This is a genomic window from bacterium, assembly GCA_016716565.1.
In the GTDB taxonomy this organism is placed as follows: domain Bacteria; phylum Bacteroidota; class Ignavibacteria; order Ignavibacteriales; family Ignavibacteriaceae; genus IGN2.
This window is the reverse complement of the sequence record JADJWC010000002.1, coordinates 1,065,294-1,090,855: the sequence shown is the minus strand read 5'-3', so window position 1 is coordinate 1,090,855 and position 25,562 is coordinate 1,065,294. Positions and strand designations below refer to the sequence as shown.

General features: G+C 36.9%; 25 protein-coding genes. 24 read left to right on the top strand and 1 reads right to left on the bottom strand.

The window, feature by feature from the left end:
- The first annotated feature begins 12 nt into the window (after positions 1-12).
- From IPM14_11680 to IPM14_11580, 21 genes are all read left to right on the top strand, one after another.
- Positions 13-621, top strand: a complete 609-nt coding sequence (locus tag IPM14_11680) for an outer membrane lipoprotein carrier protein LolA (protein MBK9098754.1) — start codon at positions 13-15, stop codon at positions 619-621.
- Positions 608-1,663, top strand: coding sequence for a flippase-like domain-containing protein (locus tag IPM14_11675; GenBank protein MBK9098753.1), 1,056 nt, complete (start codon positions 608-610; stop codon positions 1,661-1,663). Before IPM14_11680 ends, IPM14_11675 begins: the two co-directional genes overlap by 14 nt.
- Positions 1,660-2,322, top strand: a complete 663-nt coding sequence (locus IPM14_11670) for a hypothetical protein (GenBank protein ID MBK9098752.1) — start codon at positions 1,660-1,662, stop codon at positions 2,320-2,322. The genes IPM14_11675 and IPM14_11670 overlap by 4 nt, the downstream gene beginning before the upstream one ends.
- Positions 2,319-3,167 (top strand): undecaprenyl-diphosphatase UppP, encoded by an 849-nt coding sequence (gene uppP / locus IPM14_11665; GenBank protein ID MBK9098751.1) that lies wholly within the window; start codon positions 2,319-2,321, stop codon positions 3,165-3,167. Before IPM14_11670 ends, uppP begins: the two co-directional genes overlap by 4 nt.
- A 128-nt stretch (positions 3,168-3,295) precedes the next feature.
- Positions 3,296-3,781, top strand: a complete 486-nt coding sequence (locus IPM14_11660) for a peptidylprolyl isomerase (GenBank protein ID MBK9098750.1) — start codon at positions 3,296-3,298, stop codon at positions 3,779-3,781.
- A 47-nt stretch (positions 3,782-3,828) separates the two neighbouring features.
- A complete protein-coding gene (locus tag IPM14_11655; GenBank protein ID MBK9098749.1) occupies positions 3,829-5,307 on the top strand; it encodes a sodium-dependent transporter in 1,479 nt (492 codons plus the stop codon).
- Between the two features lie 566 nt (positions 5,308-5,873).
- Entirely contained in the window at positions 5,874-6,011 is a 138-nt protein-coding gene (locus tag IPM14_11650) for a hypothetical protein (GenBank protein MBK9098748.1), read from the top strand.
- A 26-nt stretch (positions 6,012-6,037) separates the two neighbouring features.
- A complete protein-coding gene (locus IPM14_11645) occupies positions 6,038-6,364 on the top strand; it encodes a transposase (GenBank protein MBK9098747.1) in 327 nt (108 codons plus the stop codon).
- A gap of 117 nt (positions 6,365-6,481) precedes the next feature.
- Positions 6,482-6,604, top strand: coding sequence for a MetS family NSS transporter small subunit (locus IPM14_11640; GenBank protein ID MBK9098746.1), 123 nt, complete (start codon positions 6,482-6,484; stop codon positions 6,602-6,604).
- On the top strand, positions 6,591-7,601 hold the full coding sequence (gene holA / locus IPM14_11635; GenBank protein ID MBK9098745.1) for a DNA polymerase III subunit delta: 1,011 nt from the start codon (positions 6,591-6,593) through the stop codon (positions 7,599-7,601). The genes IPM14_11640 and holA overlap by 14 nt, the downstream gene beginning before the upstream one ends.
- A 93-nt stretch (positions 7,602-7,694) precedes the next feature.
- The gene (locus IPM14_11630; GenBank protein ID MBK9098744.1) at positions 7,695-8,279 is read left to right on the top strand and encodes a sigma-70 family RNA polymerase sigma factor; all 585 of its coding nucleotides are present in this window, start codon (positions 7,695-7,697) and stop codon (positions 8,277-8,279) included.
- Positions 8,280-8,287: 8 nt separating this feature from the next.
- Positions 8,288-9,028 (top strand): hypothetical protein, encoded by a 741-nt coding sequence (locus IPM14_11625; GenBank protein MBK9098743.1) that lies wholly within the window; start codon positions 8,288-8,290, stop codon positions 9,026-9,028.
- Between the two features lie 131 nt (positions 9,029-9,159).
- On the top strand, positions 9,160-9,420 hold the full coding sequence (locus IPM14_11620) for a type B 50S ribosomal protein L31 (GenBank protein MBK9098742.1): 261 nt from the start codon (positions 9,160-9,162) through the stop codon (positions 9,418-9,420).
- A gap of 115 nt (positions 9,421-9,535) precedes the next feature.
- On the top strand, positions 9,536-10,603 hold the full coding sequence (locus IPM14_11615) for an efflux RND transporter periplasmic adaptor subunit (GenBank protein ID MBK9098741.1): 1,068 nt from the start codon (positions 9,536-9,538) through the stop codon (positions 10,601-10,603).
- Positions 10,604-10,668: 65 nt separating this feature from the next.
- Entirely contained in the window at positions 10,669-13,767 is a 3,099-nt protein-coding gene (locus tag IPM14_11610; protein ID MBK9098740.1) for an efflux RND transporter permease subunit, read from the top strand.
- A 42-nt stretch (positions 13,768-13,809) separates the two neighbouring features.
- On the top strand, positions 13,810-15,057 hold the full coding sequence (locus IPM14_11605; protein MBK9098739.1) for a GlmU family protein: 1,248 nt from the start codon (positions 13,810-13,812) through the stop codon (positions 15,055-15,057).
- Positions 15,057-16,445 (top strand): 16S rRNA (cytosine(967)-C(5))-methyltransferase RsmB, encoded by a 1,389-nt coding sequence (gene rsmB / locus IPM14_11600; protein ID MBK9098738.1) that lies wholly within the window; start codon positions 15,057-15,059, stop codon positions 16,443-16,445. The genes IPM14_11605 and rsmB overlap by 1 nt, the downstream gene beginning before the upstream one ends.
- Before the next feature lie 24 nt (positions 16,446-16,469).
- Positions 16,470-17,339, top strand: a complete 870-nt coding sequence (locus IPM14_11595; protein ID MBK9098737.1) for a DUF4115 domain-containing protein — start codon at positions 16,470-16,472, stop codon at positions 17,337-17,339.
- A 1-nt stretch (position 17,340) separates the two neighbouring features.
- The gene (ligA, locus tag IPM14_11590) at positions 17,341-19,380 is read left to right on the top strand and encodes an NAD-dependent DNA ligase LigA (GenBank protein ID MBK9098736.1); all 2,040 of its coding nucleotides are present in this window, start codon (positions 17,341-17,343) and stop codon (positions 19,378-19,380) included.
- Positions 19,377-19,916, top strand: a complete 540-nt coding sequence (locus IPM14_11585) for a hypothetical protein (GenBank protein MBK9098735.1) — start codon at positions 19,377-19,379, stop codon at positions 19,914-19,916. Before ligA ends, IPM14_11585 begins: the two co-directional genes overlap by 4 nt.
- A gap of 1 nt (position 19,917) precedes the next feature.
- Positions 19,918-20,268, top strand: coding sequence for an STAS domain-containing protein (locus tag IPM14_11580; GenBank protein ID MBK9098734.1), 351 nt, complete (start codon positions 19,918-19,920; stop codon positions 20,266-20,268).
- Between the two features lie 16 nt (positions 20,269-20,284).
- On the opposite strand, the gene IPM14_11575 is transcribed toward IPM14_11580, so the two are convergent.
- Complete coding sequence (locus IPM14_11575; protein ID MBK9098733.1) at positions 20,285-21,148, bottom strand: tetratricopeptide repeat protein; 864 nt, start codon at positions 21,146-21,148, stop codon at positions 20,285-20,287.
- Positions 21,149-21,419: 271 nt separating this feature from the next.
- Between IPM14_11575 and IPM14_11570 the strand changes: the two genes are divergently transcribed.
- Genes IPM14_11570 through xerD form a run of 3 tightly spaced genes read left to right on the top strand, consistent with a single transcriptional unit; the run spans position 21,420 to position 25,367 of the window.
- The gene (locus IPM14_11570) at positions 21,420-22,283 is read left to right on the top strand and encodes an HAD family hydrolase (protein MBK9098732.1); all 864 of its coding nucleotides are present in this window, start codon (positions 21,420-21,422) and stop codon (positions 22,281-22,283) included.
- Entirely contained in the window at positions 22,276-24,477 is a 2,202-nt protein-coding gene (locus IPM14_11565) for an HDIG domain-containing protein (GenBank protein ID MBK9098731.1), read from the top strand. The genes IPM14_11570 and IPM14_11565 overlap by 8 nt, the downstream gene beginning before the upstream one ends.
- On the top strand, positions 24,477-25,367 hold the full coding sequence (gene xerD, locus IPM14_11560) for a site-specific tyrosine recombinase XerD (GenBank protein ID MBK9098730.1): 891 nt from the start codon (positions 24,477-24,479) through the stop codon (positions 25,365-25,367). The genes IPM14_11565 and xerD overlap by 1 nt, the downstream gene beginning before the upstream one ends.
- Positions 25,368-25,562 lie beyond the last annotated feature (195 nt).

The window sequence follows — 25,562 nt, the reverse complement described above, 5'->3', positions numbered from 1 at the left end:
TCCGGAATAAATATGATTACAAAATTTTTATCAACGCTTTCTATTTTTTTCTTTATAATAAACATATGTCTAGCACAATCAGATCCACAACAACTTCTACAAGATATTCAAAACAAATTTGATTCGATTTCAGATCTGTCCGCGAAGATAACCCAATCAGTAAATGGGAAAACTAATCTTAAGGGAAAAGCATTCTATAAAAAAGAAAACAATCTTAGGTTTGAATTTGACAATATGATAATTGTTTCAGATGGTGAAACTTCTTGGAATTTTAATAAGAAACAGGACAAAGTAATTATCAGCGATTATAATACTGAAGGAAATAAAATTCTATCAATCCGTCAATTGATATATGAATATCCCGATGAATGTAAACTTATAGCAAGTAAGGTAGCGGGAATTGATGTTCTTGAACTGATTCCTCAGGATGACACATTTAGTTTTAATTCTATCAAGCTGTTTATTAATTCAGAGAACCTGATTACTAAAGTACTCATTGATGATCCGGCTACGGGGAATATTCAAGTTGATCTTTCTGAAATTCAATTCAACAAAGGTCTACCGGATAGTTACTTCAAGTTTTCTCCACCCGAAGGAAGCCAGGTTCTTGATCTCAGATAATGTAAAAAAAATACCGGCACTAAGAGGATTATTTAATTTTCTAATCTCAATTGGTCTTGCCTTTCTGTTTTTATATTTAGCATTTTCTGATGTGAACATTGGCGAAGTGCTTGAGTTGGTTTCGAAAGCTTCTATTCTCTGGGTTATACTTTTCACTATTGCAATAATGGCAGGTCATTACATTAGGGTTCTGCGCTGGAAATATATTCTGCATTCGGTTAAACCTGATGTCAGGCTTTGGAATTTATTTGGTGCATTGATGATTGGTTATGGTGTAAACTGTGTAACTCCAAAACTTGGTGAAGTTACACGTGCAATTATGATTGGGAGATATGAGAATCTTTCCCGCTCATCAATGTTCGGGACCGTGATAGTTGAAAGAGTAATTGATATTATCTCTATGGGAGCCGCTGTTTTGATTTCTGCTTTTATATGGGGTGGAAGTCTTTATAAAACTTTTCCGTGGCTTGAGGCAACTCTTTATATCACGGCAGCTATTCTTGCTGCTATTTTAGTTATGATTTATTTATCTGTTAAGCTCAAAGAAAAATTCTATGGTTATTTATTAAAGATAGCCGGAAAAATTTCATCAAAGCTTGCTGAACGACTCTCATATATTTTCGAGATGCTAATTCAAGGTTTTATGAGTCTTAAAGGATCAACAAATTATATTATTACATTTTTATTATCAGCAGTTCTACTTCTTATCTACGCACTAACATCTTATTTCGGATTTTACATGCTTGAGATGCAGTCGATGAGGGAAGTGACTTTTGCAATGGGCTGGGTTGTGATGAGTATAAGTGCAATTGGTGTTGTTATTCCTACTCCGGGAGCTACCGGTTCTTATCATGCACTGGCAATGAGTACACTTGTTCTCCTTTTCGGATTCGGTGAAACCATCAGTGCTGCATATGCTTTTCTTACACATATTATATCTTATATTTTATTTATAGTGATTGCTCTGGTTATGTATTTTGCCTTAAATAAGCAGCACATCAGCCTGTTCAATATTTTCAAAACTAATTCCGAAGAAACATGAAAAAAACTTATCTCTTTCTATTACTATTATTCATTAACTTTTCATTATTTGCTCAGACAGAAGTGAAAGCAACTATGGGAATAAATTTTTTAAGTGTGCCATCGATGCAGGATTATATAAATGAAAACTTTGCACCATCTGGCTCTCAGTTAGGTACCTTCAGTTCGGCGATAATATTTACAGGTGAAACCGGAATGTTTTTGAGTAATTCATTTATTCTGGGTATTGAACTTCCATATCAGATATACTCTTATACAGAAAATGTTGGCTTAGGTCAGTATGAGTTAGCATACAACTCCGTCTTACCATCGGTAATGGCTTATTATGTATTGATGGGAACTGGGTATAATATTAAGTTCGGTGGAGGTGCCGGAGTAAGATTTGTTAGTGTTACTGAAAGTAAGAAATGGCAGGGAACAGAGGATTCATTCAGTGCTGTTGGCTTCGGAGGATTGCTGCGTGTCGAAGCAAATACTGCGCTTGCAGAAAATGTTTACGCGAATCTTGGACTTGATATGAGATATGATATAAATGGTGAACCAGAAAACGACAATGGAAGCACACTCGTCAATAATGTTAAAGGTGAAAATGTGAACTTCGATACTTTTGCGCTCGGTGTGAAGCTCGGTATTTCATACATATTTGGTGTGGTGAATTGAGTATCTTCGAAGCAATTCTTCTTGGAATAATTCAGGGTCTGTCTGAATTTCTACCGATAAGCAGCACCGGACATCTGACGGTTGCCGGAAAATTGATGAACCTCATTTCAGCAGAACATCCTGAGCAATGGACATCATTCATTGCAGTAATTCAACTTGGAACGATGCTGGCAGTTCTGGTTTATTTCTGGAAAGATCTGCTTGCTATCGTTAAGGATTTTTTCAATGATAACGTCATCAAAAGATTGAGTTATTCAAAACAACAGGTAAACTCAAAAATCGGCTGGCTGATAATTATTGGAACCATTCCGGTTGTAATAATTGGGCTTGCTTTCAAAGATGCCATTGAAGGCGCACTGACTAAAAATCTGTACGTGATTGCTTCCAGCTTAATTATTCTTGCTTTGATTTTAGCACTTGCTGAGAAAACAGCAAAGTTCAAAAAAAATATTGAAAATGTTACATTACTGGACTCAGTAATCATTGGTATCGCTCAGGCTTTATCCCTGATTCCAGGCTCCTCAAGATCAGGCACAACCATTACCGCCGGTTTATTCGTTGGATTAAACCGTGAAGCTGCGGCAAGGTTCTCGTTTTTATTAAGCATCCCTGCAGTACTGGCAAGCGGATTATTGCAGTTGTATGAAGCTTTAAAATTTATTGATCAATCAATGACCATCAATATAATAATTGCAACAATTATATCAGGAATAAGCGGTTATCTTGCGATTGATTTTCTTTTAAAATTTTTAAAGAAGAACTCAACCTTTCTATTTATTTATTACAGAATAGCTTTAGGAATTTTCATTTTAATATTATTATTTAACAATATCATTCAACCATAATGGAGAATAAAATGAAACAATTAATGATCGGGCTGATTATTTCACTTGCAACTTTTGCCTGCAATGCACAGGAAGAAGGGAAAGTTGAAACAAAAGAAACTACTCAAACAAAAACAGAAAGCACAGAAATGACAGTAGCAGTTATAAAAACTAATATGGGAACAATAGAAATTGAATTGTTTGCAAAAGAAACACCAAAAACAGTTGAGAACTTTGTTGGACTTGCAAATAAAGGATATTACAACGGAGTAATTTTTCACAGAGTTATTGATAATTTCATGATTCAGGGCGGAGATCCGACAGGAACAGGCAGAGGCGGAGATAGTTTCTGGGGTGGAAAATTTGCGGATGAAATAGTTCCTTCCTTAAAGCATGATCAGCCGGGAATTTTATCGATGGCGAATGCAGGACCAAACACAAACGGAAGCCAGTTTTTTATAACACTCGTGGCAACACCATGGCTTGATGGAAAACATACTGTATTTGGAAAAGTCATTGCAGGAATGGAAGTCGTCAGTGCAATTGGTAAGGTGCAGACAAGCAAACCCGGTGACAAACCACTTAAAGATGTTGTGATGGAATCTGTGACGATTGAAAAAAGAGAAGTAAAATAATATTTATCATTAACCGCATCTTTTACGATGCGGTTTTTTATTTTTAAATGAAATCAGGAACAAAACAAGAATTCTTTTCTTCCCGATGGGCATTGATAATTGCTACTATTGGGATAGCAGTTGGTACAGGCAACATCTGGCGATTCTCAAGAATTGTTGCACAGAACGGAGGTGGTTCTTTTCTTATTCCGTGGGTGATTTTTCTTCTAATCTGGTCAGTTCCACTAATTATCGCTGAATTTGCGATTGGTAAATCATCCCGAATGGGACCGGTTGGAGCAATTTCAAAAACTGCAGGTAATCGTTTTGGATGGATGGGTGCGTGGATAGTTTTTGTATCAACGGCCATTATGTTTTACTATTCGGTTGTTACCGGATGGTGTATCAGATATTTTTTCTCTGCTGCATCCGGAGATTTGTTTAACACAACCGAACATCTTGCTTACTGGAATGAATTCCGTTCGGGTTATCAACCTCTTTTGTTTCATTTCTTTGCGATTCTGTTTGCAGGAATTGTAATCCTTAAAGGAGTAACCAAAGGAATTGAGAGAGTAACAAAAATTCTCGTTCCTTCTTTATTGATAATTTTATTGATTTTATTTTTCCGGGCGATCACTCTTCCAAATGCAATCGAAGGAATAAAATATTTCTTCACTCCGGATATCGATATAATTTTGGATTATAAAGTCTGGCTGAATGCATTAACGCAGAATGCATGGGATACCGGTGCTGGCTGGGGATTGATTATGGCTTATGCAGTTTATATGAGAAAGAAAGAAGATATTTCACTCAACGCAGCACTGATTGGATTTGGGAACAACAGCGTTTCATTGTTAGCAGGTATCACAATTTTTTCTACGGTTTTCGCATTCGGTTCTGTCGATGCAATGAAACAAATTTCACAATCAGGTCCGGCTAACACCGGATTAACTTTTATTTATCTGCCATTACTATTTACAAAACTATCGGAAAGCAACTTAATTAATACATTATTTGCATCAGGATTTTTCCTCGCCCTTTTCTTTGCAGCGTTTACATCGTTAATTTCTATGGTTGAATTGGCAACCAGAACTTTGATTGATTTTGGAATCGATAGAAAGAGAGCCATTATCATCATAGCTTCAATGGGTTTTTTATTTGGAATTCCTTCAGCACTGAATATTCAGTTTCTAGTAAATCAGGATTGGGTCTGGGGAGTTGGTTTAATTTTAAGCGGTGCGTTTATTTCCTTCTCAATTATAAAGTATGGTGTGGATAAATTCAGAAGAGAAATAATTAATGGATATGGCAGTGATGTCAAGATAGGCAAATGGTATAATTTTGTAGTCGGAATTCTGATCCCGGTTCAGGTTATCATATTAATAAGCTGGTGGTTAATTTCTTCCATCGGATGGGATGCAGAATGGTGGAATCCTTTCCACGCAGAAAATTTTGGAACGGTTATTTTTCAATGGACAATAATGCTTATTTTGTTTATTGTATTGAATAAAGCAATGGTGAAACGGTTATCGGATGAAAAACATTAAAGTCATTGTGAGGAGTGACCTGCCTGCCGTATAATTCTTCAGCATTTCGGTAACACTGGAGTTATTTTTCAAATAATATTCTGGTGTTATTATGAACAAATCAACAATCAGTGCCATTACTGCAAAATGGTTAACCATTTTGCGCGATTATCAAAAAAATCAAATCTGGTGATTTTTCTGTATTTAAGACAGTTAATCAACTTTGTGAAGTTCACCATATCCATCGTAAGGATATAAGGAAATATTACGAACGATGGATTAAATCTGGTAAAGATCAATCTGCTCTTCTTCCACATAAAAGAGGCCCTAGACCTGGTAAGTATAAACTTCTTACCAAGGATGAAGAACGAATAATTATTAAAATTCGGCGCAGACTTGGTGCTAACGAATTTGAAATATTTCATTTATTAAAGAGCAAATTTGATTTTCATCCTTCTGTTTCAACGATTTATAGAACTTTTAAGAGATATCCATTAAATGCTAAAAGAAAACAAAAGATCAAACGTTATGTTAAAAAGTATCCTGGTGAACTTCTTCACGCAGATACTTATCATCTTGCTAAATCAATGATGCAAGATAGAAAAAGATACTATCTGTTCGGCATCATCGATGATTATAGCCGATTAGCTTATCTACAAGTGATTCCTGCAATAAATGCAGCTGAAGTTTCAAAAGCATTTTTTACTCTGTCCGTTTCTTCTTAGCTCACGGCATCCGCCTTGAGCGGGTTATGACTGATAACGGTGTTGAGTTCACTGCTTTTACTTCTCAAAAAGCTAAAAGAACTCATTTCTTTGAAACTATGCTTAGTATCGTTGGTATTGATCATACATACACTCGGCCATATCATCCTCAATCCAATGGTAAGATTGAACGTTTTTGGCGGATCTTACATCAAGAATGTTTAATCCATTTGAACTTTGGTCAATCTTTAGATACTTTATCATCTGAAATTAGTAGTTACTTATTTCGTTATAATTATCAACGTCGTCATGGTTCTTTAAATTATTTAACTCCTTTAGACTGCCTGCGTCATGTTACCGAATTACTGAAGTAGTACACTGCCGGCAGGCAGGAACGACGAAGCAATCTGTTGAATTGAGTTTAATAATGAGATCACTTCGCTTTGCTCGTGATGACAAGTTTATATTTAAGTTTTTAGAGATTAAGTAGTGTGGATATCTTTACAATAATAACAGCCATAATAGTTATCGGAATAGTCTGGGGCGGATTAACTTTCTTCCTTAGCAGGGCACTCAAGTATGAAAAAATGAAGATGAAAAATGGCGAAGAGTAAAGCATCATCAATTCTTGAAGCACTTCCGGGAATAAAGAAAAAAAAATTTAAACCGGTTTATTATTTTTTTGGTGAAGATTCATTCAATCTTTCTACAGCTTTACACGCTCTTGAAGAATCATTTCAACCACTGCTGCAATCTGAATTTGATAAGGAGACAATTTATTCTGAAGACAGATCTATCAACGATATACTTGGACTTGCAGCTGCATTTCCGTTTGGCTCAGAAAAAAAATTAATAATTGTCAAAGAAGCAGAAAAAATCAGGGATAAAAAACCTTTAAAGGATTATGCCTCTTCTCCCGCTGATTTTACGATTATTGCTTTCTTCCATAATGGTGCAATTACAAATCTAAATTCCGAGCCATTCAAAACTCTCGAAGCAAACGAGTTTTTATTTGAAGCCAAAGAACTTAAAGGTAAAAATCTAATTGATTGGCTGATTGGTCTGGCCGAAGAAAAAGGGAAAAAGCTTTCGGAAGAAAATGCACAGGTGATGGTTGACATTGTCGGCGAGAGCAGGAACATGCTCGAAGATCAGTTAGAAAAAATATGCATTTTCATTAGTGGAAAGAATGAAATAGCAATTGAAAGTATTCAGCAAGTCTCTTCTGAATTAAAGCAGTTTAATATTTTCGATTTGCAGAATGCAATCGGAGTAAAAGACAAAGCAAAGTCACTTACCATTGCGAACAATCTTCTTGATAACGGAGCTGAACCAACCTTCATTATCACAATTCTGACGAGATATTTTACGGGACTGGCAAAAATTCCGGAGCTGCAATCTAAAAACATCCCTGTGCAGGAAGCTGCTCGGATTGTTGGTACACATCATTTCTATTATCCTCAATACGTAAAAGCAAGAAATCTCTTTTCTGATCAAAAACTTGTTGAAGTTTTCCGTGCTTTGCTGAAAGCAGATGTATCGGTTAAAACCACATCTGCTGACGATAAAACAATAATTACTCTCCTGATTGCTGAAATTCTTCATAATTAAGACTCAATTTTTCAGAAAAACATCCATTTTGGTTAATTTGACAATGTCTATTTTGAAACAAATTTCAACTAACACAGGTATAAAAGCAGCTTAATGGATATAAAGCTCCATGAACTTTCGGATGAAGAGCTAATTCTTGAGTTCCAGAAGAACAACACGGAAGATGCCTTCAATATTCTGGTTCAGAGATATAAAAATCCGTTAACAAATTTTGTGTTCAGGTTTCTTGGTGATTATGAAGCTTGTGCAGATGTTGTGCAGGAAACGATGATAAAAGTTTACAGGTACAAAGATGCATATAACTCAGTGGCAAAATTCTCAACCTGGATTTACACCATTGCAGGCAATCTTGCAAGAACTGAATACAGAAGGCAGAGAAGAAGAAATATTTTCTCGATAAACGATTACGGTGAAGAACATAAAACTTATGATCTGCCGGATGAAAGCTCCAGACCGGATGTGATTACAGACAGCGGCATTAAAGATGAAATAATTCAAAAAGCATTATTGAAAGTAAAAGAAACATACAGAGAAGCAGTTATTCTCCGGGATATACAGGGAATGAGTTATGAAGAAATTTCTGATATACTTGGAGTAAATGAAGGAACAGTAAAATCAAGAATAAACAGAGGAAGAGCACAATTACAAGAATTGCTGAAAGGTATTTATAAAGAGTGAGTGATAATATGGAAAACGATGAAAAGAAATATGAAGATGTAATAAAAGCATTAAAAGGCCTGCAGGAAGTAAAAGCTCCCGCAAACTTTGAAGCTGATCTTCAGAGAAGAATAAATTCAGAGAAATTTTCAAAGGAAGAAAAGAAAAGTTTCTGGCAGAATATTTTTGTTCCGGCAAAATTAATTCCTTCTCTCGGATTAGTTTCTGCCGCTGTTGTAATCTTTTTTGTGATTGAGTCTAGAACTGAAGAAATGGATAATCCATTTCTTATTGAACCGAGAGTTCGTGAAGATGTTTTTGCTGTAACTGAGTTCGAAGAAGTGGAAAAAAAACAGGAAGAATTATCCAGGCAAAAATCTTTGAAGAAGGAAGAACCGGTTATTGAGCAAAGAACTAATGAAGGTCAATTAAAATCTTCTGAATTAAAATCAGCAGAAGATGAGTCAGTTGCTGGAAGAGAAGAATTAAAGCTTGATGATGTTCTGACCGATGAAAAAGATGTTTCCAGAGATAAAGGATTAACATCAGGAGCTTTCTCTGCAGTTGAATCAACATTGACGAATGTTACAGAAAGTCCGCAGCCCACAGTTCCGGCAGAAGCTAATGCAGAAGTAGTAACCGGGCAATCAATAACTAAAGATGAACTGAATTTCAGACAAATCCAGCTCAATGAAGAACAACAGCGAACTGTAAATGAACTGAAGAATCAGGTTCAATCCCTGAATAAAACAAACAAGACACAGAAGTAATCTGAATTCAGGACAAATTTTATAGTCCTGGCCTTAAATTCTTGCATAAAATCGTCTTTTTATTTCCTCATAATCTTTCTATATTTAGCCCTCAAATTTGAAGAAAATGTTTAAAAATCAAGGATTTAAAGATGAAAAAAGGCATTCATCCGGAATATAGACCGATTGTTTTTCAGGACCCATCCTGTGACTTCGCGATTCTTACAAAATCGACAATGAAATCTTCCGAAACAATAAAATGGACCGACGGAAATACTTATCCTTTGGTAAAATTGGAAATATCCAGCGGTTCGCATCCTTTCTTTACAGGAAAACAAAAGCTTGTTGATACGGCAGGTCGTGTTGAGAAATTTCAGAAAAAATATTCAACGAAGAAATCCGGCAAAAGTTAATTCTAAAATTATTGGTTTTCATCAAAGCCAGTTTATCTGGCTTTTTTATTTTTGGCGATATTTGAGGAACTATTTACAAGAAAGATTAGTCGGTATTTAAAACGGTATTAGTCAGATGAACAAAAAAATAAAAACGATCGCAATAAGTGCAGTTATCCTGATATTGCTGCTGATAATTTTTCTGCCGAAAATAATTTCTTCGGAAAGCAGCAGCCCGACAATGCAGGGCGGAAATATGAATATGCAAATTCCTGTCACTGCACATATAGTAGCTTATGAAAAGTTAAGTAACATCGTTTATACAACAGGGACTATTCTTGCGAACGAAGAAGTTGAATTGAGAAGTGAGACATCTGGAAAAATAGTTAGTATTCTATTTAAAGAAGGCGCCTATGTCAAACAAGGTGATCTACTGGTAAAAATAAACGATGCGGAACTTCAGGCTCAATTAAGAAAAGCTGAATCAAAAGTTAAATTGGTCGAAGATAGGGAAGCTCGTCAAAGACAGCTTGCTCAAAACCAGATGATCAGCCAGGAAGATTATGAGAGCACGTTGAACGACCTCCAGGCAAGCAAAGCTGAATACGATCTGATAAAAGCACAGATTGATAAAACAGAAATCAGGGCACCGTTCAATGGTGTTATTGGTTTGCGCGAAGTAAGTGAAGGAAGTTTTGTCACTACCTCAACTGTAATCGCACGACTACAAAATCTATCCAACCTGAAAGTTGATTTTTCTATTCCTCAGAAATATGCTTCGCAGGTTAAAATTGGCGATGAACTCGGATTCAAGCTGAGCGGAAATGATTTTCTTTACAAAGCAAAAATCTATGCCACCGAACCAAAGATCGATCCATCTACAAGAACATTGCGGCTACGTGCAATCTGCACAACAAACTACAAAGATCTGTTTCCCGGAGCTTTTGCAAATGTTGAACTGAATCTCAAAGAGAATGATGAAGCTATTATTATTCCGTCCGTTTCAGTTGTACCTGAATTAAAAGGTCAGTTAGTTTATCTTTACAAAAGTGGTATTGCAACACCGCAGAAAGTTGATATAGGTTTGCGTGAAGATAAGAGCGTTCAGATTACATCAGGTTTGACAGAAGGCGATACGGTTATCACTTCCGGCATTCTGCAGATAAGACCAGGTGCACCAGTTAAAGTAACAGAATTTAATTAATATTATTTAGGTAAGATTAAAGATGACATCTTCATAAAAAGATGTCATCTTTTAGAAATTATTTTATGAGTTTATCTTCAACAAGTATCCGCAGACCCGTACTTTCGATAGTGATGTCTATCGTTATTGTAGTATTTGGGATCATCGGGTATACTTATCTTGGTGTAAGAGAATTTCCTTCAGTAGATCCCCCAATAATTACTGTATCAACTAATTACATTGGCGCAAATGTAGATGTAATTGAAAGCCAGATCACCGAACCTCTTGAAGAATCAATTAATGGAATTGCAGGAATAAGAAGTTTGACTTCGGTCAGTAGAGACGGAAGAAGTACAATTACTGTAGAATTTGATATCGAAGTTGATCTCGAAGCTGCCGCTAATGATGTCAGAGACCGTGTTTCGCGTGCACAGTTCAATCTTCCACCAGACATAGATATACCGATTGTGGCAAAAGCAGATGCGGATGCTTTTCCCATAGTGTTTTGTGGAGTGCAGAGTAATACCAGGAATCTGATTCAGCTTTCTGAAATTGCCAATAATGTTTTTAAAGAGAGAATGCAGACAATTCCCGGTGTCAGTAGTGTACAGATCTGGGGAGAGAAGAAATATTCTATGCGTTTGTGGCTTGATCCTGGAAAACTTGCTGCGTTCAATCTATCCGCTGTGGACGTTCGAAATGCTCTGAACAGAGAAAACATCGAACTGCCTTCGGGAAGAATTGAAGGAGATAAAACAGAACTCTCGATCAGAACCGTCGGAAGATTATCTACTGAAGATGAATTTAATGATCTGATTGTTAAAGAAGATGCTGGCGGAATCGTGCGGTTGAGAGATCTGGGATATGCACAACTTGGTGCAGAAAATGAAAGAACAGTACTTAAGTGGAACGGAATCCCGATGGTTGGAGTTGTACTCGTCGCTCAGGCAGGTGCTAACAACATAGCAATAACCGATGAGTTTTATAAAAGGCTTGATCAGTTGAAGAAGAATCTCCCTTCTGATATTTCAACAGTAATTGGCTTTGATGTTACAACTTATATAAAAGAATCAATCTCTGAAGTCGAGCAGACAATTATCGTTGCATTTGCACTCGTCATTTTGATAATATTTTTGTTCCTTCGGGATTGGCGGACTACAGTTATTCCTGTTATCGCGATTCCAATCTCGCTCATAGGTGCATTCTTCGTAATGTACTTGGCAGATTTCACCATCAATGTTTTAACTCTGCTCGGAATCGTCCTTGCGATCGGAATTGTAGTTGATGATGCCATAATAGTTCTTGAGAATATTTATGTAAAGATCGAAGATAAAATGGAGCCGATGGAAGCTGCAAGAAAAGGTGCCGCTGAAATTTTCTTTGCGGTTCTATCAACTACAGTTGCACTTGCTTCGGTCTTTATGCCAATTATTTTTCTGCAGGGATTAACCGGAAGGCTATTCAGGGAATTCGGAATAGTCATAGCCGGAAGTGTTATCATTTCATCTTTCATCGCATTAACACTTACTCCGATGCTAAGTTCAAGAATCTTGAAACGGAGAGAGAAGCATAATGCTTTTTATAATATGACGGAACCATTTTTTGTGAAGATGAATGCTATTTACAAACGTCACCTGACAAGTTTTATGCAGCGGAGATGGATTACTTTCCCGGCAATTGTAATTACACTAATAATTATCTGGATATTATTTCAGAATATCCCAACAGAGCTTGCGCCGCTTGAAGACAGAAGTCGTATGAATGTAAATGCGATAGCACCCGAAGGAGCCACATTTGAATATATGGATTATTATATGGATCAACTTATCCAGGTTATGAAAGACAGCATTCCGGAAACTGTTGGAATTTTTTCTGTTACGTCACCGGGATTTGGTGCATCGAGTTCAGTTAATTCAGGATTTGCTGGTGCAATTTTAATTGAACCGAAATTACGAAAAAGATCGCAAATGCAAATTTCAGATGATATCACTCCGGTTGTTAATAAGCTCACCGGTGCACGAACATTTGTAACGCAACAGCAAACGATCGGCGGAGGAAGAAGAGGCGGTTTGCCGGTTCAGTTTGTTATTCAGGCTCCGAACTTTGAAAAGCTGGAAGAATTCCTTCCAAAGTTTTTAGATGAAACAAGAAACTATCCCATCTTCACTATTGTTGATGCAAATTTGAAATTCAATAAACCGGAACTAAAACTGAGCATTGACAGGCAGAAAGCGAGAACACTCGGTGTATCAACAGCCGATATAGCACAAACTATTCAGGCAGCATTCAGCGGTCAGCGATTTGGATTCTTCATCAAAGATGGAAAACAATACCAGGTAATTGGTCAGTTCTCAAGAGAGAACCGTGACGCACCGATTGACCTGAAATCAACTTATGTAAAAAATAATCGGGGCGAATTAATCCAGCTTGATAACGTTGTTTACACAGAAGAGCAAAGCGCGCCTCCGCAGCTTTACAGATTCAACAGATACGTTTCGGCTACTGTTTCTGCAGGATTAGCTCCGGGAAGAACACTTGGTGAAGGTATCGAAACCATGTATGAAATTGCAGATAAAGTTCTCGATGAAACATTTGCTACATCTCTCGATGGCCCATCAAAAGATTTTCAGGAAAGCTCATCAAGTTTGCTGTTTGCATTTATTCTCGCTCTCGGATTGATTTATCTTGTTCTCGCTGCGCAGTTCGAAAGTTTTAGAGATCCATTTATAATTCTTTTCACCGTTCCACTTGCTTTAGCCGGAGCCTTAATATCAATCTGGTATTTTGATCAGACGTTGAACATCTTTAGTCAGATTGGAATTATTATGCTTATCGGTCTTGTAACGAAGAATGGAATTCTGATCGTCGAATTTGCCAATCAAAGAAAAGCAGCCGGACTTGAAAAAACGGAAGCGGTTATCAGTGCAGCAATATCCCGTTTGCGACCAATTTTGATGACCAGCCTTTCAACCGTTCTTGGAATTCTTCCGATTGCACTTGCACTTGGTGCAGGATCTGAAAGCAGAGTATCAATGGGTATTGCAGTAATTGGGGGACTAATCTTTTCTACTTTCTTAACACTGTTTGTTGTGCCGGCGATGTATTCTTATTTGTCGAGGAAAACAGCAACAGTGACAAATGTAACGGAGACGGAGATTCCGCCTGTCATAGCTCAGGAATCTTAACTCAAAAAGTGTTAAATTTCAAAAAATTAAAAAGAAATTTATATGCACATCTGCATTTTTGAGGACGAACAACATTTAAATTTTGAACCGCTTGTCTATTCCAGACCGGTCTTTGATCTAATTTGCGGAATGACCACGCTGAAAGAAAAAATAATACGTGCATTCCCCAAAGAGAAACTCACATTAAAATGTCGCAGTTATCTTGAACCTTTCGTTAAATATGAAAATCCAAAACTTAAAGTAAATTCGTTCGCTGATGAAGATTATCTATTCATAAATGGAAGAATTGTTGCCCCTTCAAATCTGAAAAATATTTTAGCAGTGAAACCCGGAGAAGAAAAAGTTTTTATTTCGAATGGAGTTGTGGCTGCAGCAAAAGTTTCAGCAAAAAGAATTAAAGATATATCCCCGACTAATAGTGAATTAATTGACACAAAAATTTTCAGCAATCTTCCGACCGTTGAAGTTGATATCCCGAATGCAAATTATTTGTGGGATCTTGTTTACCTGAACGGGAAAGAAATTCAGAATGATTTTAAGATTATCACAAAAGGAAAATCATCCTCAAAGAAAAAATACCCGGGAGTAAATTTTGTAAACAGGAAAAATATTTTCATTGGTAAAAATGTTGACATAAACCCCGGTGTTGTGCTCGATGCTTCAACGGGACCAATATATATCGAGAAAAATGTAACAATCTTTCCAAATGCAGTAATTCAGGGACCATTTTACATTGGCGAATCATCCCGAATAAAATCCTGTGCTACAATTTATCCAAATGTGAGCGTTGGAAAAATTTGTAAAGTTGGTGGAGAAATCGAGGATACTATCATTCAACCTTACACAAATAAGCAGCATTCAGGTTTTCTTGGTCATTCATATCTTGGAAGCTGGATAAACATTGGTGCTGATACTAATAACAGCGATCTTCAAAATAATTATGGACCGATTACTGTACAGGTAAATGGAAAAAGAATTAATTCAGGAAAACAATTTGTCGGATTGATGATGGGCGATCACTCAAAGACAGCAATCAACACAATGTTCAACACCGGAACAGTTGTTGGATTTTCAAGTAACGTTTTTGGTGCTGGTTTTCCTCCCAAATATATTCCATCTTTCGGCTGGGGAGGAAGTGAATCGATGCAGGAATATAAACTGACAAAAGCAATTGAAACAGCAAAAGCTGTTTTTGCAAGAAGAGATAAAAATTTTACCAATGACGATGCAAAACTTTTTGAAACAATCTTTAACTTAACAGCAGAAGATAGAAGTAAACGAGGTTATTAGTGGATCAGGAAACGAATAACTCAGAAATCAAAATTGAAACGCATTCCATTACTGATTTGTATCAGGGTGTTCGCGGGTTAGCCATAAAAATTCTAAACAGAATTGACAGAACAGATGCATATCTTGAAAGAATGCTTGATAATGAAATGAAAAGTATGGAAATGAGCGGTCCGGACAAAGCGTTATTGTACGAAATCGTTCACGGTGTCGTTCGATGGCAGGGAAGACTTGATTGGATACTGAATGGCTTTTACAAAGGAACTTTTTCAAAAGCCATTCCTAATTTAAAGAATGCTCTGCGTGTTGCACTCTATCAGATTCTTTTTCTTGACAGAGTTCCGGATTATGCAGCCGTGAACGAAGTTGTTGAGTTTGTAAAAAAACTACAGGGACAAAAACCCGCTGATCTTGTTAACGCAGTGTTGCGTAATATTATCAGAAGTAAAAATACAATCCGGTATCCGGACCCCGATGAAGATCTGGTTGGTTATCTTGCTGCATACTATTCTCATCCTTCATGGATGGTAAAAAGATATGTTGCGAGATTTGGAAGAGAAAATACTGAAAAACTATTAGCAGCAAATAATGAAAAACCGTATCTGACTCTGCGAATTAACGCGCTTAAAACAAAACCTGACGAGTTCAAAACATTGCTTGAAAATGTCGGCTTAAAGTATCATCAGGGAAATTTCCTCCCTGAATTTTTTAAGCTGCATAATCTCACAAATATTACGGCGTGGGAATACTACACAAAAGGATATTTTAATATACAGGATGAAAGTGCCGGACTTGCCTGCAGACTTCTGGATGTTCAGGAAGGTCAGCGTGTGCTTGATATGTGTGCAGCCCCGGGAGGAAAGACAGCTTACATTGCCGCTCTAATGCATTCCAGAGGAGAAGTTGTTGCTATCGACAGGTTTGAAAGCCGATTGAAGCTGCTTCAAAAAAATATGACAAGACTGAGTGTTGATTGCGTCAGAGTTGTAGAAGCCGATGCACTTGAATATAAAAGTTTACCATTCGACAGAGTGCTTGTTGATACACCTTGTTCCGGCAGCGGTACGTTATCAAAGAAACCCGATATTAAATGGAAAAAAGATCTGTTTGATATTCGTGATCTGAATATTTTACAATCAAAGCTTCTTGCCAAAGCAGCTTCACTTGTTAAAGTCGGCGGAGTTGTGGTTTACAGTACTTGTTCGATTGAACCTGAAGAGAACTTCGAAATAGTAAAAAAGTTCCTCGAGGAAAATCCGAATTTCAGATTTGAGTCTGCCGGAGAAAAGTTCCCGGAAGAAATAATTGATGAGAACGGTTGCATTCAAACTTTACCCCACATTCATAAAACGGACGGAGCTTTTGCTGCAAAACTAGTAAGGATTTCCTGAAACTAAACTTAATAAGTTAGAAAAATGCTTGATAGATTTGCCGAACAATTAAGAAAAGCGAGACTGAAAAAAGGAATATCGCTTCAACAAATTGCCGCCAAGACAAGAATTGATATTAAATTTCTTGAGGCAATTGACAATGGCAATTTCGGTTTTCTGCCGGATTTGTATGTTAAAGCATTCCTCAGGCAGTATGCTAAGTCGGTTGATCTCGATGAAAATGAAACGATTAAGAAATATGAAGATGCACTTGCCGGCAAATTTATTGAAGATGACGAACCTAAATCGCTTCTTGAACAAAAGATAGAAACCAGACCCGAAGAACCGGAGATTCAGAAAGAAAAGCAAACGCCTGTATTCGATAGCTCACCTGCAGTCGAGAAACCAAAAGCAAAACCTGATGATCTTAATAAAAAACTAAGATTATTAATTTATGCTTCAGGAGCAATTCTGGTGGGAGTAATAATTTACTTTACGTTATCAAATCGGAGTTCGACCATAGTCGTTGAAGAAGTTCCTTATGAAAAAATACTCGAGGAAACCAGGAACCGTTATGAAGTCAAAGAAGAGAAAAAAGATTCGCTCGCTGTTCTGGTAAGTGCAGATAGTATTTCACTGCAATTTATAAATACAGATTCTGTTGATTCAGCCTGGGTGATGGTAATTCACGATGATTCTTTTAAAGAAGACTTCCTGCTTTATCCCGGTAGTTCAAAATCAGTCCGGGCTAAAGACAATCTGAAATTTACTCTGGGGAACTCCGGTGTGATTCTTCTGAAATTAGATAACCAGCAACTGAATTTTGAAGGCAGGAAAGGTTCCGTAAGACACTTTGAAGTGAACAGGAAAGGTATCCAAAGATTAAATTCTCCCCCGATAATTAAGATTGAGTAAGATGCCATCTTCTATTGAAAAAAAAATTGAATCCCTAAGGGAAGAAATTCGGGAACACGATTACAAGTACTACATTCTAACTCAGCCAACAATACCTGATTCGGAGTATGATAAGCTTGTCAAAGAATTAGAGGCGCTTGAGAAACTACATCCGGAATTAATAACTCCGGATTCACCGACTCAACGCGTTGGTAGTGATCTAACAAAAATATTCAAACCTGTAGAGCATAAAATTCCAATGCTCAGCCTTTCAAATACATATTCAGAAGAAGAATTATATGATTTCGACCGAAGAGTAAAAGAAGGTTTACCTTCAGGAGAAAAGGTTGAATATATTGTTGAACTTAAAATTGATGGAGCCTCGGTGAGCATAAATTATGTCAATGGAATTTTAAAAACAGCAGCGACTCGGGGCGATGGATCAGTTGGTGAAGAAATTACCGCAAACGTTCGGACGATAAAGTCGGTCCCGTTAAGAATTAAAAAAGATAATTCAATCTCATTTAAGCTGAACGATTTTGAAGTACGTGGCGAAATATTTATGAACATTGAAGATTTTGAAAAGCTGAATAAAGAAAGAGAAGAAAAATGTGAAAAGACTTTTGCAAACCCGCGAAACTCAACCGCAGGAACTTTAAAATTGCAGGATCCCAAAATTGTTGCAAAGAGACCTCTCAACATATTTACATACAGCCTTATCAGTCTTGAAGAAGAATTTAAATCTCAGGAAGAAAATCTTTCAATACTTAAAAAGCTCGGTTTCAGAGTTAATGAGCATTATAAAAAATGTGGAAGCATCGAAGAAGTAATTAAGGTTTGCAGTGAATTTGAAAAACTACGGGAAAAATTAAAATATGAAATCGATGGTGCAGTCATAAAGGTTAGCTCAATAAAACAACAGAACAGGCTGGGGAGTATAGCAAAAGCGCCACGTTGGGCTGTTGCTTTCAAGTTCAAATCTAAGCAGGCGATTACAAAAATTAATGATATAATTTGGCAGGTCGGGAGAACAGGATCGGTAACTCCCGTTGCGGAGCTGGAACCAAAATTTCTTGCCGGCTCAACTATAAGCCGGGCAACCCTTCATAATTATGATGAAATTGTAAGAAAAGATATCCGTGTTGGTGATACGGTTATCATTGAAAAAGGCGGCGATGTAATTCCGAAAGTAGTTCAGGTTGTTTTAAGTGAGAGATCTTCGGGCAGCAGAAAAACAAAACCGCCGGAAAAATGTCCAACCTGTGACTCCAAATTATTCAAACCCGAAGGAGAGGTTGCCTTCTATTGCGAAAACTCAGAATGTCCGGATCAGGTTAAGGGAAGACTGGAACATTTTGCATCTCGCGGCGCAATGGACATCGAAGGGCTGGGTGAATCACTGATTGATTTATTTGTTGAGAAGGGATTCCTGAAAACATACAGTGACATTTACAAGCTCAGAAAGTTCAAAAATGAGCTTGTTGCTATTGAAAGACTTGGAGAGAAAAGTGTTTCCAATCTCCTTGAATCAATTGATAAAAGTAAAGAAAAGCCATTTGACAAAGTGCTTTTTGCATTAGGAATCCGTTACGTTGGTGCCGGTGCAGCTAAAAAGCTGGCAACCCATTTCAAATCTCTTGATGCCTTAATGTCAGCAAATGAGGAAGATATAACAAAAGTTTACGAAATTGGTGAAAGTATAAGCAAAAGTGTTAAGAAATTCTTTAGTGACAGCCATAACAAAAAGATCATTGAAGAATTGAAAAAGGCTGGCTTAAAGTTTACATTTACTGATGCCAAAACTACTTTTGTGGGCGATAACTTCTTCAAAGGCAAAACTTTTGTGTTAACCGGTACATTAATATCTTTCACCCGTGAAGAAGCGGAGGAAAAGATAATTGGTTTTGGTGGAAATACATCTTCAAGCGTTAGTAAAAAAACCGATTATGTTCTGGCTGGTGAAAAGGCAGGTTCAAAACTTGATAAAGCAAAATCACTGGGCGTAAAAATTATAAGCGAAACTGAATTCAAAGAAAAGATTACTGAAGCAGAAAAGAAATGATGTCAACTTTAAAAGAACAGGCAGCTAAATTTGTAATACGGAGGAAAACTCCCATTGCTGAATTCAGTCAACGAAACTTTGCTTCAATATTGTCCAAAACTTATTCATTCCTTGTATTGATGCCGGCTAAAGAGAGCGATTTCAGATTTGTTTTCCCGATACTCGATTACCTGAGAGAACAGAGAAAAAATATTGTGGTGATGACATATGATTACCGTGTTAGTCTGCTTCAGCCTTACTTTAAGACAAACGCAATTGAACACGGTGTAAAAGATGAAACAAAACTAAGCCTTCCGTCAAAAAAACTGCTAGATAGATTATCCAGTATGAGGTTTGATGTTATCATAGATTCAAACAGGGAAGAAATTCTTTTCTACAGCTACATTGCAAAATCTCTTAACTCGCAGGTCAAAGTTGGCTTTTCCAGATCAGACTCTGATAAATATTTTAATCTACAGGTCATTAATAAGCAGAACGATCCGGAAACATCATACAAAAATCTTATCGATTGTTTAAAAATGTTTCAAGGGCACTAAAATGAATTTCGAAGTAAAGAAAGAATCCGGCATTACAATTTTTAAATTGAATGAAGCACGACTTGATACAAACATTTCAGGATTGCTCAAAGGCGAGTTTACTATGTTGCTGAAAGTTGAAGGTGCAAAAAAGTTTATACTTGATTTATCTTCTGTTGAAAGCTGCGATAGTTCTGGTCTAAGTGCTATCCTCGTTGCAAACAGAATTCTGAATTCCACAAATGGTCATATGAGAATCGCTTCACCATCCGAAAAAGTTTATGCGCTCATTAAAATTACACAGCTTGACAGGGTTCTCCCGGTTTGCCAGACAGTTAATGAAGCTTTTGAAGATTTACAAAAGCTGGGGTGATCACTTAAAATAAAATCTAAGCTTTACTGCTTTTACATTTTTCGTTGATATGTTCAAGAGCATCCAGGTTTCCTAGCCCTAATGCTTTTTTCAAATCGGCACATCCGCCTTCAATATCATCAATTCTATGCTTTAATAATCCTCTTTCATAATATGCTAGTTGATGTGTAGGATTATTTTCAATTGCTGACGAGAAATATTTTATTGCTTCGTTGATGTTATCTTTTTGTTTCAGACATATTGCAAGATCAAAATATGCTTCCGGTGAACGGCTTTCAGCATTTACGTAGCTTTTAAAGTTAAGAATTGCATTATCCAGATCATGCAGATGAGAATAGCTCAGTGCACGGTAATAGAAAGCATAGGGTTCTTTCATCTTCAGATTAATGCACTCGGTAAAATCGCTGACGGCACTTTCATAATTTTTCAGCTGTAGCTTAGTTAGTCCGCGGCAATAAAATCCTGTTACATCCTGTGGATTCATTTCAGCGGCAATACTGAATTCCTCAAGAGCAACTTTGTAATCGAGATTTAAAAAATTACTTACACCGTTTCTTATTGATTGCTGGGCTTTTAAGTTATTGATGTCAACGTGAGTAGAGTATTTTTTTATTTCAGTTTTTATATCCTTGGTCGGGAAGGCATGCTTTAATTTCGGTGCGACTTCAGTTGTTTTTTGGACTTCTTTCTCCTTTTCCCCTTCACTTTCTCTGGATTTTTCTTCAGCTTCATCTTTTGCCTGCTTTTCGAGCAACTTTTCCAATTCGGTTCTTTCACGGAGAGACAACTTGGCTTCGAACTCTTTATTCCCCTTTTTAATGAATAGAATAAGCCCGTAAATAATAAAGACTAATGCTATTGCGCCGAGTATATACAGCATACTGAACTCACCATTTCTTATGTATTATTTTAAGCTGCAGTTAATTATAATAAAATATACTACAACAAATTTAGACAAAAATCCATATTTTTTCATTCAAGATTAGATAATTGTTAATGAACCTTTAACATTTTACCGGGGAGAGAGTTTCTTTTCTGCGGATTACGAATTTTCTTCTTTAGAAGCTTTTAAAATGAAGTTCAAAATCTCGTCCGGGAGAATGATTAATTGTTTACAAAGCCAAGATTTTGTATAAAATATCCGGTAATATTTGAAAGAATTTAATTACAGATCCCTGAAAAATTTAAAACTTATCGTTTCGGATATCGATGGAACACTGCTGGACGATAATGGTGAACTGGGAATGGAAAGCAAAAAACTAATCCGGGAGTTGATGAAAGAAGATGTTATAATCTCGCTGGCAACGGGCAGACTTCATTCTGCTGTGCGGGAAGTTGCAGATGAACTTTCATTAAATGGTTATGTTATTTCTCTCGATGGAGCCCTGATTAAAAATTTTGTCAGCGATGAAACTATATTTGAATCATTTCTGAAAAAACGCTATGTAAAAAAAGCGCTTCAACTTTCCGAACAGCTGCTTGTTAACATTGTGCTTTGTCATGGAGCTTCAATTTATTATACAGAAAATAATTCAATTATACCGTCTTTGCTCAGCAAGTACGGCGCATTTTATACAAAAGTAAGCTCGTACGATGATTATATTAAAAACACACTTGAAATAGTTTGTTCAAGCGATGTGAAGAGTTCAATTAAGCAGATGGAAGACAAATTCAATTTTCCGAGTACAATTGGCTGCAACACGTCATATTTTCGCAGTAAGAAAAACGAAAATATTTTTTATCTTGAGATTAGAAAAGCAGGCTGCTCAAAAGGTAAGGCATTTCGCCGATTATTACGTCATTCATCCTTGAAGCAAGAACAAGCAGCAGTTATCGGCGATTGGTACAATGATATTACTATGTTTGATACAAAAGGAATTAAAGTAGCTGTTGCAAATGCAATCCCGGAATTGTTGAATGCAGCTGACATTATTACAACAAAGCCCAATAAGGATGACGGAATTGCTGAATTTTTTGAAATGGTTTTAAAAGCGAAGAGAGATAAAAATGGATAATCCTGAAAATCAAAAAAGCGGGAAAGCTTTGTTTACGAAGTTTGTAATGGGCTTTGTTACAATAATTTTAATTGTGCTGATGTTTCCCAAAGGCGAGTCTATTGAATTCGAAGTATCGGAAGGCTCTATCTGGTTGTACGATGATTTGATTGCTCCATTCAGCTTTCCTATTAAAAAGAGCGATGAAGTTTACAGAAGGGAAGTCGAGGCAGCAAAAAAAAGTGTGTATCCAGTTTTTCTTGATGAGAGTGCAAACAAACAGAAGAGCATAGAAACTTTAAAGAATTACAATTCATATCTAATAAAAGTACTTGATGAAAGTATTGAAGCAGAATCCGAAGCAGTTACAAATCCCACTTTTCTCAGCACGCCTTCTTTCTTAAGTCTGCAGAACATGAGAATAAGAGAGAGAAATCTTATCAAAACAAGTCAGCCATTGAAGAACTTTTTTAACACTGCTGCGGATGCTCTGTCTTCAACATATGTGACAGGAATTCTTAGTATTGAATCCGGATCCCAGTTAAGAGACAGCATCGCTTTGAGGAAAGGCAACTTTGACACAATTGAACCGATCAGCAAAAACCTGTTCCTGGATCAGGCTAGAAAAGAAATTACCGAAAGAGTTAACAGATCTGAATTTTCCGAAGAAATAAAAACGGCATTGCTCGAGTACACTACTCACTTTTTATTACCGACAGTCGTTTACAGCAGTGAGTTAACTGATGAAGAAACAACTCAGGCACAGAATAATGTTTCGCGGTATACAGGGATTGTAAATGAAAATGAAAGGATAATTGCAAAGCACGACAGAGTTACGAAAGAAATTAAGTTGAAGATCGAATCGTACAAAGAATCAAAAGGCGAACTGATCGGTAAAGGTGCATTAATTCTCCAGGCAGTTGGCAAATTTTTTCATATTGGATTAATACTCTCATTGCTTGTCACATATTTATATCTGTTCAGGAAAAAAATCTTTTTTGACAATCAAAAACTTTTAATGTTCGTTATCATTATACTGTTCGTATCGTTCGTTACCTTCCTGATCAACCAGGTAAGAGTGCAGGCACCTCTTCAATATCTGATTTTTATTCCTGCGGCTTCAATGATACTTACGATTATGTTTGACTCGAGAATTGGATTTTATTCAACTGTGATAATGACTCTTATTACCGGTGCTCTGAGAGGAAACGATTACACTTTTATGGCGATGAATTTAATTGCCGGCGGAATTGCAGTTTATTCGGTTCGTGACATTAAAAACCGTTCGCAGATTTTCAGATCATTTCTTTTCATTTTACTAGGCTACATTCTTTCAATCTTCGCATTTGGATTTGAGCGGTTCGCTCCTGTTGATAACCTCCTGATTGAATCAGCTTTTGCAACTACAAATGCGCTGGTCAGTCCTATACTCACGTACGGTTTGTTGATTTTCTTCGAAAGATTTTTCAAAATTACAACGGACCTGACGCTTCTCGAACTTTCTAATTTCGACAGACCTTTGTTAAGAGAACTTGCACGGAAAGCACCCGGAACATTCAACCACTCAATGACGATGGGAACAATGGCGGAAGCTGCTGCCGAAAAAATCGGTGCCAATCCGCTGCTTGCAAGAATCGGAGCCTACTACCATGATGTCGGCAAGACAATTTCACCGCAGAATTTTGTTGAGAACCAGTTGAATAATCAGAACGTTCACGAGAACCTAACTCCTGAAGAAAGTGTAAGTATGATTGTCCAGCATGTTAAAGAAGGTATTGAGCTCGCAAAGGAACACAAGCTTCCTCACGAAATAATTGATTTTATACCTATGCACCACGGTCAAATGGTAATGAGTTATTTTTTTGAAAGAGCAAAGAAGATTTACGGTGAAGAAAAAGTTAAAGTTGATGATTTTAGATATCCGGGACCAAAACCGAATACAAAAGAAACTGCAATCGTTATGCTTGCTGATGGATGCGAATCGGCAGTCAGGTCAATTGATAATCCCGATCCAACAAAAGTTGAAAATGTTATTGACAGCATTTTCAAATCGAGGATTGACGACAAGCAGTTGGAAGAATCTCCGGTCAATTTCAGAGACATAAAAATTATGAAGGAAGAATTCCTTAGTATACTTCTCGGTCAGCACCACAGGAGAATAAAATATCCGAAACAGGAAGAAGCCGAAAAAGGAATCCAGACAGAAAATAAATAATGGATGTTTTTTTAAGAGAATACCTGGCATCACTCAAGCTTGAAAGAAATCTTTCAGAAAATACAATTGCTTCTTACCAAAACGACCTCTCATCTTTACTAAACTTTTTAAAAGATTCTGGAGTTGTTGATCCTTCGCAGATAACTTCAAAATTACTCAACGACTTTTTTATTTTACTTACAAAACTAGGCTTGAGCAGCAGGTCATCTGCAAGATATTTTTCCTCGCTTAAAGGATTCTTTGGTTATCTTTCTTCCAGCAGTTACATTGAAACAAATCCGATGGATAAAATATCCGCACCAAAAGTAAGTAAGGGATTGCCAAACGTTCTCAACATAAATGAAATTGAAGCGATACTTTCTCAGCCCGATATCAGCAAAAAACTTGGAATGAGAGATAAAGCATTACTTGAAACATTTTACGCCTGCGGACTTCGTGTTTCTGAGCTTATTAATCTTAAAATATCGGATCTTTTTTTGAATGAAGAGATGATAAGAGTTTTTGGTAAAGGCTCGAAGGAAAGGTTTGTACCGATTGGCTCTTCTGCAATCAATTGGATCACCGAGTATCTGAAAAACAGCAGACCGTTGCTGGAGAAGAAAGCGAAAAGCCAGCACGTTTTATTTTTGAATAGCAGGGGAACAAAACTGTCGCGAATGGGCGTTTGGAAAATTGTTGACAGCAATGCAAAGCTTGCAGGAATAAAAAAGGAAGTTCATCCGCACACATTCAGGCATTCATTTGCAACTCACTTGCTTGAAGGCGGTGCTGACCTCCGCGCTGTGCAGGAAATGCTTGGGCACGTTGATATTTCCACAACGCAGATCTATACTCACATTGACAGGGATTATATCAAACAAGTTCATAGGGATTATCATCCGAGAGGATAAAAAAATTTTATAGTAAATATGTAAAAACAAACACGTCGCAAAAAATTAACACTGGCCAATCTTGACATTATAATATTCATTAATTACGTTTCGAGTGGAAATTAATTTTATGATAACATTCCTTAGGATTCTTCGGCAATGTTTATCTCTCGAACATACGGTTTTGCTTTACTGAACTTAACATTAGTTGAGCAG